The following is a 12,742-nucleotide window of genomic DNA, read 5'->3' on the forward strand; positions in this document are numbered from 1 at the left end:
GGTGGAACGGACGCCCGCTCTAGAAGAGATCGTGGTTGACGTTGCCGAAGGCCTGCTGAATTACCTGGACTTGGCCAACATCTTTTCGACGCTGGCGGTTCGCGCTCCGCAATCTGGGTCTGCATAGCATAAGAGCATGCGTCATGCGTGCTCACTCTTGCCGAATCGCGCCTTGAATACGAAAAAAGCCCAGCAAAAGCGCTGGGCCAAGCTACCAGACATTTGGCAGCGGAGGAGTCCGGGGAAATGACTTTTCAAACAGACCCGCATGGACACCTAACGCCGGCCTGTTTCATATTCGCGAGCCGTGTCAAACCGACTCTATCTCATGCAACCGCCCGATTAATGCGCAACGTAGACCGGCGGCGAGTACGGGCTGACCGTTACTTCAGCACGTTGACCCGATTGCGACGTACCGCTGGCGCTCGGACCATAACCAGTCTTTTCAGCCTGCGCCGTGCCGTTTTGAGCGGCGACCTTTGCTTCAGCGGCCTGGATATCTTCCGGATAGTACGGATCGCGCCCACGAGCGGGCGAATAACCTGCCTGCTCGACTTGCACCAGTTCGGCACGCACCTGTGCGCGGGTCACCGGTTGATTGTTCGACTGGGCAAACGAAGCTACGGGTGCAACGAGAACAGCAGCAATAACAACAACTTGAATAAGGGACTTCATGATCTGTTACCTCCGAAATTTATTTATGGACTGCGTGTAGCAAGTTCTTTAAGCCGGTGCGGCGGTATTAGTGATGGCTGAAGATTACCGAGCTTGCACCGGTGGAAGGTTCACGCGAACCCGATTGTGAAGTTTGCTCAGCAACGCCACCGTACGAGGTGTTGTCATTCGCGTTGGCACGTTCAGCTGCAACGGTTTGTGCGCTTTGGCCTTGTTGCGAAGCAGGCGCGCCAACAGTCGGACGGTAGAACGGTGACGGGCCGTAGCCGCTCGCAAATGCGGGGGCAGCCAAGGTAGCGGAAGCAGCAACCAGCAGAGCAGCAATGATCTTGGTCTTCATGATGGGACTCCATTAACGTTTTAATTTCAGTTCAGGATGGCGTTGCGACCGGGGCGGTGACCTGTGTCTGCAACGTCGATGGAGGCAGTGTATACCCCGACTATCGAATCTTTGTATCGATAGTTCGAAATGACTGTTTTGAATCGGCCGATAATCCCGTGTGGCCCGTCAGACAAGGCGGAGCGAGGGGGATGAAGGGAAGGGGCGCGGCGCCAGGCGCCCCGTTTACTACGCCACGACGATGTTCGTTCCCAATTGATGAAGCAAGTCGCGCAAGGCTTCGGCCTGCGCCATGCGCGCATCGCCGCGCAGATGAATCTGCACGGCATGACCGGCAATCCCGTCAACTGGATGCGCCAGCCACAATTCGACCGCCAGGCCGAGCCCATCGGGCTGATTGATGGCCACCGGCTCGATGACCCGCGGCTTGAACGAGGCACGCTCAGACATGGCAACACTCCTCTTATCTGAATGGGGAGCCTCGATGCTAGTCAGCGTCGCGGGCATCGACAAACGACAAATACGCGTTTGCAAATCACGGCGCCGCTTCGAAGAAAAACCGCATTCGTCAGGACCGCCCGCGCTGAACGTCCCATTTCGTCGCGCACCTCGTCCGTCGCTCCTCGTCCCGTTTCGCTCCGGGCCGGCGCCACTTCGCGACACCCCTTGCCGCTTCGTCGCAGACCGGTGGCACTGCGTGGACGCTGCGCTCAGCATACGCATCACAGTAGCCAGACAGGTTCGTTGCGACGACTCCGACCGGGCAGCCTGGACAAACGGCAACCTGCCGTCCCGAACCCAAAAGGAATAGAGATGAAAGCGAAACTCATCGTGGCTTTCGCTGTGACAGCGCTTCAGCTTCAAATGGCGCAGGCGCAGACTAGTGTCGGTAACTTTATAACCGGTGGGGCCAAGGTCGATGCCATCGAGCACAATGCTGCGGCGCAAGCGGTTCCGAAACCGGAGCATGTCCTGATTCGCGACTTTGCGGTGCGGCCCGATGACATTACGCTGGACCAGTCTATCGCGGGGCGCTTGCGCCGGAAGAGGTTAGCGCTCCGGGGTTCCGACGAAGATTCGTCGCCCGAAGTACTCGTACAACGTGTTCAAGCGTCGTTTTTCAAGGGGTTTTCGGGTGAACTGGCGAACGTCCACGTTGCTCCAGCAAAGGCTGACGGTACAGCGCCCGGGAGTAACGCCTCGAATCTGGTGGTCGACGGGGCGTTCACCGCGATCGACGAGGGCAACAAGAGCAAGCGCGTGATGATCGGCTTCGGCAGCGGCTCAAGTCATGTGAAGACGCGAGTGACGGTTTCGTCGATTACCGCGGGGCGCTCGACCGTTTTGCTGTCCTTCGAACTGGATTCTCAAGGCAGCAAGACGCCTGGCGCGCTCGTGCCGATTGGTGGAGGGTCGCTGGCGGTGGGTACGGGTGTGGGGGTGGCAACGGACGGCGGATCGACAGTCGAGGCCGATGCCTCGCGGATGGGAAAACTGGCGGCAAAGCAGATTGAAACCTTGATGCGCGAACGAAACTGGCTGGCGAGTCCTGCCGTCGATGCTGTGAGTCCCGCGCAGAGCATCGGCGCAGCGGGTTGAATCAGCAGTACGAAACACTGCAAAAGCCCGGACCACAGAAACCTTCGGGGTCGCTGCGCCCAGGCTCACGCGCTTCTGTACCGTGGGCCTTGTCGATTCTCGCTGGCAGAACACAGATGTCAACGTGAACGACAAAGTCCAACCGTTCAACTTACCGAGGGCTCACCTTCACCCGGTTTCTTGCCGGGGTGGTCGGCCGGTGACTGTTTCCGTGCCTCATCATCGCGTTCGGGCAATTTGCTCTTCTCGTTGTCGCTGTGACCCGCGGGTTGCGGATGCTTGAGATCCGCCGCTTTAGTCTCGTTGGGCTGCTTGGTCTCTTTGGTTTCGCTCATCATCGGCTCCTCGAGTATAGATACCCAAGGAGTAGCAAAGCCCGGTCCTGCCTCCACGATTCGCCACGCATCGAGCCGAAACAGGGGCGGTACAGACACGTTTCCGCAGAGTCGTATAGAGTAATAAATCAGCCGGAGTTGAACGCAGTGCCGTCCTCACTTTCAAGGGGCTGTTATCCAGATGAAATACAAGGACTATTACGCCACCCTGGAGGTGGAGCGCAGCGCGACCCAGGACGAGATCAAGCGCGCCTACCGTAAGCTTGCCCGTAAATATCATCCGGACGTCAGCAAACAGGCCGATGGCGAGGAGCGCTTCAAGGAAGTCGGCGAGGCGTATGAGGTGCTCAAGGATCCGGAGAAACGGGCGGCCTATGACCGGATGGGCAGCGAGTGGCAGAACGGCCAGGAATTCCAGCCGCCGCCGAATTGGGATGAAGGGTTCGAGTTCCGCGGGGCGGGCAGTCAAAGGGGTGGCCAGGCGGGCGACGAAGCGGGCTATCAGGCGGGCGGCGAGGCCAATCTCGACGATTTCTTCGAAGCCATGTTTGGCCGCACGCGCGGTGCGCATCAACGGCAGGGGGCGGCAGCCGCGATGGGTGGCCAGGATCATCATGCGAAAGTGCTGATCGATCTCGAAGAGGCCTACCACGGGGCGCAGCGCGGCATCACGCTGCAGATGCCGGTGGTCGATCCGCAAGGCCACGTCACGCTGGAGTCGCGCACGCTGAATGTCACCATTCCCAAGGGCATTCGTGCTGGCCAGCATTTGCGGCTGGCCGGGCAGGGCAGTCCCGGGATAGGCGGGGGACCGCCGGGTGACCTGTACCTGGAGATCGCATTTCGTGAACATCCGCGGTTTCGCGTCGATGGCCGCGACGTCTCGCTCGACCTGCCGGTCGCGCCCTGGGAAGCGGCGCTTGGCGCACAGATCACTGTGCCGACACCCGACGGTTCCGTCGAAATGACGGTGCCCAAGGGTTCGCAAGGAGGACGGCGCCTGCGGCTCAAGGGTAAAGGCATCCCAGGGAGCCAGCCCGGCGATCTGTACGTGGTCCTGAACATCGTCTTGCCGCCAGCCGATACTGAACGTGCCGCAGCCGCCTACGACGTGATGCGGCAGGCGTTCAACTTCGACCCTCGCGCGCATTTTTATGGATGATCGCTCATCATGAAAGAGTCCGTGACGACCTATCTGGAAGGTCAGATTGTGAACGAAGAGATAGAGTTCACGCTCGTCGAGTTGTGCCGCGTGAGCGGTGCCTCGCAAGACGAGGTGACGCTGTGGGTCGCAGAAGGCGCGTTCGAGCCGCAAGGCGCGCGGCCCGAAGAATGGCGCTTTAGCGGCGCGGCGTTGCGCCGCGTGCGCACAGCCCACCGCCTCGCGCACGATCTCGAGATCAATCCGCCGGGCATCGCGCTCGTGCTCGATCTGCTCGACGAAATCGATTCGTTGCGGGTGCATCCAAGGCGCACCCGGAGCGGCTAAAGCGGTGTTCGTCCATTGATGCCACACTGCTCCGCGCCCGCCGGCGCGGATTTGACAATTACCCCGCCGAGCCGCCATAGACAAGGCATAGCGGCCCGCCGTACAAACTCGCAAAAGGGCCCTATCTCTGGCTCTTTTCCGCGAATCAAAATCCCGTACTCCCCACAATAATTGCCCCTATATGATGCCGTGAATGTCAACTCGCGCTCCTTCGCGCGACAACTACATACGGGGAGAACCAATGAAAACCAGCGTGCTTTGCGCGGCAGCCGCCATGACGGCACTCGCCGCCGGCATACCCGCACACGCCGAACTCGGCAGCGCACCCACCTGGCCGGCCAGCAGTTCGGGCCAGGCGACTCGTCTGGTCCAGCACGTCAGCTCGGCAGCGGTGCCGTATACCGTCAACGAAACCACGCTGACCAGCGGAACGGTAGTGCGCGAATACGTCGGACAAGGCGGCACCGTGTTCGCCGTCGTCTGGCATGGACCGCAGATGGCGCCGCTCAACAGCTTGCTCGGCAGCTACTTTCCGACCTATCTGCAGGGTGCGAGCGCCGCGCGCGCGGCTCAGGGCGGGGGGCATGGACCGGCCACCGTGCAGGCGCCCGGCCTGATGGTGCAATCCGGTGGACATATGGGCAATTTCACGGGCCGGGCCTATCTGCCTGCGGCACTCCCACAAGGCACCAGTCCTGACGACCTGCAATGAACACGACAAACATGAAGCAAATCATGGCCCGCGCGTTCGTCGCGGCGCTTCTGGCTGGCCTTGCCGCTTGCGGCGGCGGTGGCGGCTCGTCGTCGACCTCGGCGACGGGCAATACGACCAGCAATTCAACGACGACCACCCCCGCGACAAGCACGACGGCCACGACCAACACCGTCAGCTCGGCGACGCCGACCGCGACGCCAACCGCGAGCACGGCTGCCAATACGGTCCCCGTAGTCGTTTCGTTCACGCAGTTCAATCGGGCGAATTCTCCGCTCGCCAGCGTCACGATCTGCACCGCGGGCACTGGCGCGACCGCTAACTGCTCGACGATCGACAACGTGCTGGTGGACACCGAATCGTTCGGCTTGCGTCTGTTTGCGTCGGCGATTCCGTCGAGCACGCTCAACACGCTGAATGCGCAAACCCGGACTTCGACGGGCGCCACCATTGCCGAATGCGCGTTGTTCGGTAGCGGCTACACATGGGGCACCGTGCGCAATGCCGACCTCAAGATGTCTGGCGAAGTGGCCCAGAACGTGCCTATTCAGGTGGTGTCCGATTCGACGCTTACGGCTGGCGCGCCGAGCGCTTGCCAACAGCAGCCGGCTCTTGCCCAACCCACGGATCTGGGGGCGAACGGCATTCTCGGGATCGGTGTGGCCCCGCAGGACTGCGGTGGCCAATGTGTAAGCAATAGCCCAGCGGGCACCTACTATGCCTGCAGCGGCACTAGCTGCAGTGTAGCCAACGAGTCGCTCGGGCAACAGGTGGGCAATCCGGTGCAGTTCTTCGCGACCGATAACAATGGCGTGGTGCTGGAAATGCCGGCAGTCGGTGCGACGGGGGCGTCGTCGGCCACTGGCACGCTGGTCTTCGGCATCGATACGCAGTCCAACAACACCTTGGCGGGAAGCGCCGCGACTGTGCTGGGCACCGATCTGTCCGGAGACTTTACCGCGACATACAACGGCGTCACCTATACCAGCAACGCCTTCTTCGACTCGGGCTCGAGCGTCCTGTTTTTCGAGGACTCCAGCATTGGCACCAGCGCGCTCAAGTACTACATCCCGAGCACGACACTATCGCGTTCCGTCTCGATCGCCGGGACCAATCTCGTGACTGCGACCATCGATTTCAACGTGGCTAATGCGAACACGCTATTTGCTACGGGGAACTATGCATTCAACAACATGGGCGCTTATATGACCAGCGTCTTCGACATGGGCATGCCATTCTTCTACGGGCGCCATGTCTACTACGGGATCACGGGCGCGGCGTCGGCCGGTGGCGGCACGGGACCGTACGTCGCCTTCACGTCGAGTTGATCAAACCAGGCGCGTCGCGTTGCCTCGCGCGCCGCTCAATTCATCGCGAGCGCGTCCGCAAGCCTGGCTTGTGGGCGCGCCACGTGATAGCCCTGCACGTAGACCTTCGGGCGTTGCCTGAGCCAGCGTAACTGCGCCTCGCTTTCCACGCCTTCTACGACCACCCGCATCTCGAGCTTGTCGAGCATGTCGAGCAAGCCAGTCATCACCACACAGTCACGCGGCGATGCCGGCACGCGGGTCAGAAACCCACGCGCCAGTTTGACCGTGTCGATCTGCACGGTGCCCAGCATGGCGAGCGGCGAATAACCCGAACCAAAGTCGTTGAGCGCGAGGCGCACGCCGAGTTGCCGCAACGAGCGCGTGAATTCCTGCGTGGACAAGAGTGTCGACGCGTCTTCGGTAGCCACCAGTTCGAGCTCCAGGAGCGTGGGATCGATGCCGTGACGCTGGGTTGTCGCGCGCACCGTGCTGCCCAGCGTCGCATCAAGCAATTGCGACGGCTGGATATTGATGGCGGCTGCCGGCAACGCCTGGCCGGTCCGTCGCATCTCGGCCAGTTGCAGGCACACCGATTCCAGCATGAATTCGCTGACCTCGCGCGCGGTGTCCCTGTCTTCGAAGGCCGATACGAAGCATTCGGGCAGGAGCAGGCCATACTCGGGATGCTGCCAGCGCAGCAGGCATTCGACATTGAGCAGCTTGAGGCTCTGGGCGTGCACAACAGGCTGGAACGCGACGCCGAACTCGCCCGCCCGCAGGCCTCGGCGAATCCGTTGCGCAAGCTTTTCTTCGGAGCCCGAGCGCGCCGCTTCGTTCGCGGCGCCTTGGCCCGTCAGCGATAACGCGGCACTTCCGATGCGGTCCACAAGGCATTCCTTTCTATAAAGTGAGCGGCAAGCTCGGATCAGCCCTCAAGGTTTGTATGGGCAATTTCCTGAAGAGCTTAGGCGAATGGCTCGCCTGTGTGTCAGTTAATTGCCCGGCAAGGAGCGGTCCGACACAGAGCGTACTGGTGTGATTCGCGTGCTGCGAACTGAATGCCCGGCGCATTGCCCGGGCGCGGTAGCGCTTTGACGGAGTCAAGCATAAACCCGGTTGTTTCGGAAAATTGTCAAGAATCGACAGGCTGCGGGGTTTAAAGTTTAAATGATGTTAAATCTCAGGGTTTGATCTGTGAAAACACACAGAAAATATAGAGGCAGCGTATGGATGGTTTGTCTGATTTAAGAGATTGCGACATTAATTCAATGAGCGTTCTGCCATTTTGTTTTCAATGTCGGTAGTGACGAGACCTGTTTGGCAGGATTTTTTATATTTGTACGATGATTATAAAATCAAGCCAGACAGAATGACCGTATAAGGCTAACTTGGCGGGGCTTTGGTTGGCTTCGACGCAAGGCTAAATAGTATGGCTAATGCGATTTAAGGCCCGGTTTGTCTGTTAGCCTTATCGTATGGGGCTGTGGGCTGAGCTGTCCAGCTCGCACCACACCCCAGGAAGCGGAAACAATCTAACCGCTATTCCCGAGTTGACTGGTTTTTGAAAATCAGAAAATAGGTCCCCGCGAGTCGTATTGACAATTTTTAACGAATGACTGTGCTTGAATTTGCATTGCTTGTCATTCGTTGAATGCCGAAGCTCATAGAATCCGCTCATCCCAATTTTTATGCGCGTCGGGAATCGGTTTTTGAGCTCGGATGATTTTGTCTGGTAAATGCCGGACGGTCCGGATAGTGTCGCGCGTTACCTGAGAGAGATTTTCGATAATGAACAGGTTATACAGAAGCATTTGGAATGAGGCACTCGGTGCGTGGGTAGCGGCATCGGAAATCTCATCCGCGCGCGGCAAGCCGAATAAATCGTCTGTGACCAAGGCGATTGCTGTGGTGGTTCTGACCGCGAGTGCCGGCGTAAGCGTCGCTCAGGCGCAGTATGCCGCCGGGAACGGCACGGCGACGGGCGTACAGTCGATTGCAATGGGCGGATCGAGCGGCAGCACGACGACCGCATCCGGCGCCACGTCCATTGCGATCGGCGCCAACGCGATTGCGACGGGCAACTATTCGCAGGCTTTCGGGCAGGCAACCACCGCGACTGGCGCAAGCGCGATTGCGATGGGCTCCGGTGCCAAGGCGACGAATACGGGTTCCACAGCTGTTGGCAACGACACGACGGCGTCGGGCTTGAGTTCGGTCGCGATTGGCGGCGGGAACAGCAGCGGCACCGGCGGCTCTGCGGCGCTCGCGACCAATTCCGTCACGATTGGCCGCTCTTCGGTGGCGCAGGCGGCGGCAACGTCGGGCGTGGCGATCGGCTATGCCGCAACGACCTCGGCTGCGGGCGGCGTAGCGCTAGGGCAGTCCGCGACGGCGGCGGGAGCATCGTCGGTCGCTTTGGGGCAGAGCGCAGTTGGATCCGCGACCCAGGCGACCGCGGTCGGCTACAGCGCGAATGCAGCGCAGCAGGCGGTGGCGATCGGTAACGGCGCGAGCGCGACGGCCACGTTTTCGGCGGCAATAGGCGGTAATGGTACAGTTGCCAATGCTTCGCAGGCCTCAGCATTTGGCGATGCGGCGACGGCTTCGGGCGTGGCTGCCACGGCGCTCGGCACATTCGCTACGGCAAGCGCCGCGAGTGCGACGGCAATCGGCACGACCTCGACCGCAACGGGCACCGGCGCGACGGCGATCGGGACGTATGCCACTGCGAGCAGCAACAATTCAACCGCGATCGGCGACGGCGCGACGGCAAGTGGCACGTCGTCGGCTGCGATCGGCTATAACTCGATCGCCGCTGGCAACGGTTCGCTCGCGCTCGGCACGGGCAGCAGCGCCAGCTACGCGAACAGCGTGGCGATTGGCGCGGGCAGTGTGACCGGGACGGCCGCACCGACTGGCACGGGATATCTGACGGGCACGGCGGCGCCGCTTTCCGAGGTATCGGTGGGCAGCGCCAGCGCATTGCGGCGGATCACCAACGTGGCAGACGGCTCCGCGCCGCAAGACGCGGTCACGGTGTCGCAGTTGAGCACCGGCATGAGCACCACGGCGAGCAATATCTCGAGCTTGTCGACCTCGACGTCGACCGGCTTGAGCACGGCGGCGAGCGGTCTCGCTTCGTTGTCCACTTCGACATCCACGGGCATCAGCACGGCGCAAAGCGGCGTGACTTCGCTGTCGACGGGGTTGAGCACCACCAACAGCAGCGTGACAGCACTGTCGACGTCGACCTCGACGGGGCTGAGCACGGCGGTGAGCCGTGACGCCAGTCTGTCGACGGGGTTGATCACCACGAACAGCAATGTGACGGCACTGTCGACGTCGACCTCGACGGGCATCAGCACCGCGCAGAGCGGCGTGGGTTCGCTGTCGACTGGCTTGAGCTCGACGAATAGCAACGTGGCTTCGCTGTCGACCGGCTTGAGCTCTACGACGAGCAATGTGGGCTCGCTCTCCACCGGCTTGAGCACCACGAACAGCAACGTGACGGCATTGTCGACCTCGACGTCGACGGGGTTGAGCACCGCGGTTAGCCGCGATACCAGTTTGTCGACGGGTCTGAGCACGACCAACAGCAACGTGGCCTCGCTCTCGACCGGGCTGAGCACATCGACGAGCAATATCAGTTCCCTGTCGACGGGTCTCAACACCACCAACAGCAATGTGACCTCGCTGTCGACCTCGACCTCGACCGGTCTCGCGACCGCAAACAGCGGTATCGCCAGCCTGTCGACCGGCGTGAGCACTGTCCAAACCAACGTCAACGCCCTGGGCACGAGCACGGCTTCGGCATTGGGCGGTGGGGCCGCCTATAACCCGTCGACCGGTGCGATCAGCGCACCGTCCTACACGACGTATAACGCAAACGGGACGACCAGCACGGTCAATAACGTCGGTGCCGCGCTGAACAATATCGACGGCCAGGGCATCAAGTATTTCCACGCCAACTCGACGCTAGCGGACTCGCAGGCGCTCGGAACGAATAGCGTCGCAATTGGACCGGCCGCCGTGGCCAATCATCCTGGCGATGTCGCACTGGGCTACGGTTCGGTGACGGCGGCGGCGAATCCCACCAGCAGCGCGACGGTCGGGGCGACGACCTTCAGTGGCTTTGCCGGCGCTACGCCGACGAGCGTCGTGAGTGTCGGCGCGTCCGGTTCGGAGCGGCAGATCACGAACGTGGCGGCGGGCCGGATCACGGCAACCAGCACCGATGCGGTGAACGGGAGCCAGCTGTATTCGGTGGCGAGCCAGGTCAATACGGTGGGGACTACGGTGAGCTCGCTGTCGACGGGGTTGAGTACGGCCAACAGCAACGTGGCTTCGCTGTCGACCTCGACTTCGACGGGCATCAGCACGGCGCAAAGCGGTGTGGGTTCGCTGTCCACCGGTCTGAGCACCACAAACAGCAACGTAACGTCGCTGTCAACGGGCCTGAGCACGACCAACAGCAGTGTGGCGTCGCTGTCGACTTCGACGTCCACGGGCATCAGCACAGCGCAAAGTGGGGTGACTTCGCTGTCCACGGGCCTGAGCACGACGAACAGCAGCGTGACTTCGCTGTCGACCTCGACTTCGACAGGCATCAGCACGGCGCAGAGTGGCGTGACCTCGCTGTCCACTGGGCTGAGCACCACAAACAGCAGCGTGGCCTCGCTGTCGACCTCGACATCGACGGGCATCAGCACGGCACAAAGCGGAGTGACCTCGCTTTCAACGGGTCTGTCCACCACCAACAGCAACGTGGCATCGTTGTCGACCGGCGTCGGTTCGCTGTCTACGGGGCTGAGCACGACCAACAGCACAGTGGCCGGCCTCTCAACTTCGACTTCGACAGGGCTGAGTTCCTTGTCCACTGGTCTGAGCACGACCAACAGCAGCGTCGCTTCGCTGTCGAGCTCGACGTCAACTGGCATCAGCTCGCTGTCCACAGGCGTGACCTCGCTGTCGACTGGCCTCAGTACAACTAACAGTGCCGTGGCGAGCCTCTCGACCTCAACCTCGACCGGCATCAACTCCCTGTCGACCGGTCTCTCCACGACCAACAGCAACGTAGCCTCGCTGTCGACGGGCGTAGCGAACTCGGTCCAGTACGATGACGCGAGCCACACCAAGGTCACGCTAGGTGGCGTCGGCTCGACCGCGCCGGTGACGCTGACCAACGTTGCCGCCGGCGTGAACCCGACCGACGCAGTGAACTACGGTCAGTTGAGTTCGCTGTCCACCACGACCTCGACGAGCATCAATTCGCTGTCGACGGGCGTGAGCACGGCGCAGAGTGGCGTTGCCTCGTTGTCCACCGGTCTCACCACGACCAACAGCAATGTCGCGTCGCTGTCTACCGGACTCACTACGACGAACAGCAACGTCACTTCGCTGTCGACAGGCCTGAACACGACCAACAGCAACGTGGCGTCCCTGTCTACAGGCCTCACTACAACCAACAGCAATGTTGCATCGTTGTCGACGGGCCTGAATACGACCAACAGCAATGTCGCCTCGTTGTCCACTGGCCTCACGACTGCCACCAGTAGCGTCACCGCGCTGTCGACCGGCATCCAGAACGGCACCGTGGGTCTCGTGCAGCAGGTAGGCGGCGCGCCGGGCAACGGCGCCATCACAGTGGGCGCCGGCACGGGCGGCACCAGCGTCGACTTCACTGGTACCGCGGGCGCACGCCAGCTCAGCGGTGTCGCCGCCGGCACCGCGCCGACCGATGCGGTGAACGTTAGCCAGTTGCAGGCCGTGTCCGCGGTGGCAAGCGACGCCGTGCTGTACGACAGCGCCTCGCATACGAGCGTGACGCTCGGCGGCGTCGGTGCCACCTCTGCGGTCGCGCTGACCAATATCGCAGCAGGCGCCATTACCGCTACCAGCACCGACGCGGTCAACGGCAGCCAGCTGTTTGCGCTGGAAACGCAAATCGGCACGCTCGGCGGCCAGGTCACGCAGATCTCGCAAACCTCGTCAACGGGCGGTTCGTCGTCGAATTCGAAGTACGTAGCCGTGAATTCGACGGGCAGTGCAGCAAGCGCCACGGGCACGGAGTCGGTTGCGATTGGCGGCAATTCGACCGCGAGCTCGAACAACAGCGTCGCGGTGGGTTCGGGCTCCCAGGCAACCGGGTCCGGCTCGTCCGCGGTGGGCGCCAACGCGGTAGCGTCAGCGCCGAATTCGGTGGCGATCGGCGCGGGCTCGGTGGCAAGCGAGGCGAACTCGGTATCGGTGGGCTCGCCGGGCAATGAGCGCACCATCACCAAC

Annotated in this window: 11 protein-coding genes; 6 read left to right on the forward strand and 5 right to left on the reverse strand. The window is 61.7% G+C overall.

The genetic code is table 11. The features are described from left to right. Nucleotides 1-342: 342 nt before the first annotated feature. From M0954_RS02200 to M0954_RS02210, 3 genes are all read right to left on the reverse strand, one after another. On the reverse strand, nt 343-675 hold the full coding sequence (locus M0954_RS02200) for a DUF4148 domain-containing protein (protein WP_122154985.1): 333 nt from the start codon (nt 673-675) through the stop codon (nt 343-345). A 67-nt stretch (nt 676-742) separates the two neighbouring features. Then, nucleotides 743-1,015 (reverse strand): hypothetical protein, encoded by a 273-nt coding sequence (locus tag M0954_RS02205; RefSeq protein WP_122154984.1) that lies wholly within the window; start codon nt 1,013-1,015, stop codon nt 743-745. A gap of 228 nt (nt 1,016-1,243) precedes the next feature. After that, nucleotides 1,244-1,465, reverse strand: coding sequence for a hypothetical protein (locus M0954_RS02210; protein ID WP_122154983.1), 222 nt, complete (start codon nt 1,463-1,465; stop codon nt 1,244-1,246). A 363-nt stretch (nt 1,466-1,828) separates the two neighbouring features. On the opposite strand from M0954_RS02210, the gene M0954_RS02215 reads away from it, so the two are divergent. Beyond that, on the forward strand, nt 1,829-2,614 hold the full coding sequence (locus M0954_RS02215) for a DUF4410 domain-containing protein (RefSeq protein WP_297351392.1): 786 nt from the start codon (nt 1,829-1,831) through the stop codon (nt 2,612-2,614). A gap of 146 nt (nt 2,615-2,760) precedes the next feature. Here M0954_RS02215 and M0954_RS02220 read toward each other — a convergent pair whose 3' ends face one another. Further along, nucleotides 2,761-2,949 (reverse strand): hypothetical protein, encoded by a 189-nt coding sequence (locus M0954_RS02220; protein ID WP_122155713.1) that lies wholly within the window; start codon nt 2,947-2,949, stop codon nt 2,761-2,763. Between the two features lie 181 nt (nt 2,950-3,130). Here M0954_RS02220 and M0954_RS02225 point away from each other — a divergent pair, with 181 nt between their 5' ends. The 4 genes from M0954_RS02225 to M0954_RS02240 all read left to right on the forward strand — a co-directional run bounded on the left by M0954_RS02225 (nt 3,131) and on the right by M0954_RS02240 (nt 6,478). After that, complete coding sequence (locus M0954_RS02225; RefSeq protein WP_122154981.1) at nt 3,131-4,111, forward strand: DnaJ C-terminal domain-containing protein; 981 nt, start codon at nt 3,131-3,133, stop codon at nt 4,109-4,111. A 9-nt stretch (nt 4,112-4,120) separates the two neighbouring features. After that, a complete protein-coding gene (locus tag M0954_RS02230; protein WP_122154980.1) occupies nt 4,121-4,438 on the forward strand; it encodes a chaperone modulator CbpM in 318 nt (105 codons plus the stop codon). Between the two features lie 241 nt (nt 4,439-4,679). Continuing rightward, nucleotides 4,680-5,150, forward strand: a complete 471-nt coding sequence (locus M0954_RS02235) for a DUF2844 domain-containing protein (protein WP_297351394.1) — start codon at nt 4,680-4,682, stop codon at nt 5,148-5,150. Continuing rightward, the gene (locus M0954_RS02240; RefSeq protein ID WP_297351396.1) at nt 5,147-6,478 is read left to right on the forward strand and encodes a DUF3443 family protein; all 1,332 of its coding nucleotides are present in this window, start codon (nt 5,147-5,149) and stop codon (nt 6,476-6,478) included. Before M0954_RS02235 ends, M0954_RS02240 begins: the two co-directional genes overlap by 4 nt. Before the next feature lie 35 nt (nt 6,479-6,513). On the opposite strand, the gene M0954_RS02245 is transcribed toward M0954_RS02240, so the two are convergent. Next, nucleotides 6,514-7,347, reverse strand: a complete 834-nt coding sequence (locus M0954_RS02245) for an EAL domain-containing protein (RefSeq protein ID WP_166660719.1) — start codon at nt 7,345-7,347, stop codon at nt 6,514-6,516. Between the two features lie 901 nt (nt 7,348-8,248). Here M0954_RS02245 and M0954_RS02250 point away from each other — a divergent pair. After that, nucleotides 8,249-12,742: ESPR-type extended signal peptide-containing protein (locus M0954_RS02250; protein WP_297351398.1), on the forward strand; the 4,494-nt coding region annotated here is incomplete at its 3' end.

Source organism: Paraburkholderia sp. (genome assembly GCF_026225065.1).
Classification (GTDB): domain Bacteria; phylum Pseudomonadota; class Gammaproteobacteria; order Burkholderiales; family Burkholderiaceae; genus Paraburkholderia.

What these genes read in the sequence shown, in the direction of transcription:
- M0954_RS02200 (WP_122154985.1), bottom strand. Translation starts at nt 675, where the DNA reads ATGAAGTCCCTTATTCAAGTTGTTGTTATTGCTGCTGTTCTCGTTGCA.
- M0954_RS02205 (WP_122154984.1), bottom strand. Translation starts at nt 1,015, where the DNA reads ATGAAGACCAAGATCATTGCTGCTCTGCTGGTTGCTGCTTCCGCTACC.
- M0954_RS02210 (WP_122154983.1), bottom strand. Translation starts at nt 1,465, where the DNA reads ATGTCTGAGCGTGCCTCGTTCAAGCCGCGGGTCATCGAGCCGGTGGCC.
- M0954_RS02215 (WP_297351392.1), top strand. Translation starts at nt 1,829, where the DNA reads ATGAAAGCGAAACTCATCGTGGCTTTCGCTGTGACAGCGCTTCAGCTT.
- M0954_RS02220 (WP_122155713.1), bottom strand. Translation starts at nt 2,949, where the DNA reads ATGAGCGAAACCAAAGAGACCAAGCAGCCCAACGAGACTAAAGCGGCG.
- M0954_RS02225 (WP_122154981.1), top strand. Translation starts at nt 3,131, where the DNA reads ATGAAATACAAGGACTATTACGCCACCCTGGAGGTGGAGCGCAGCGCG.
- M0954_RS02230 (WP_122154980.1), top strand. Translation starts at nt 4,121, where the DNA reads ATGAAAGAGTCCGTGACGACCTATCTGGAAGGTCAGATTGTGAACGAA.
- M0954_RS02235 (WP_297351394.1), top strand. Translation starts at nt 4,680, where the DNA reads ATGAAAACCAGCGTGCTTTGCGCGGCAGCCGCCATGACGGCACTCGCC.
- M0954_RS02240 (WP_297351396.1), top strand. Translation starts at nt 5,147, where the DNA reads ATGAACACGACAAACATGAAGCAAATCATGGCCCGCGCGTTCGTCGCG.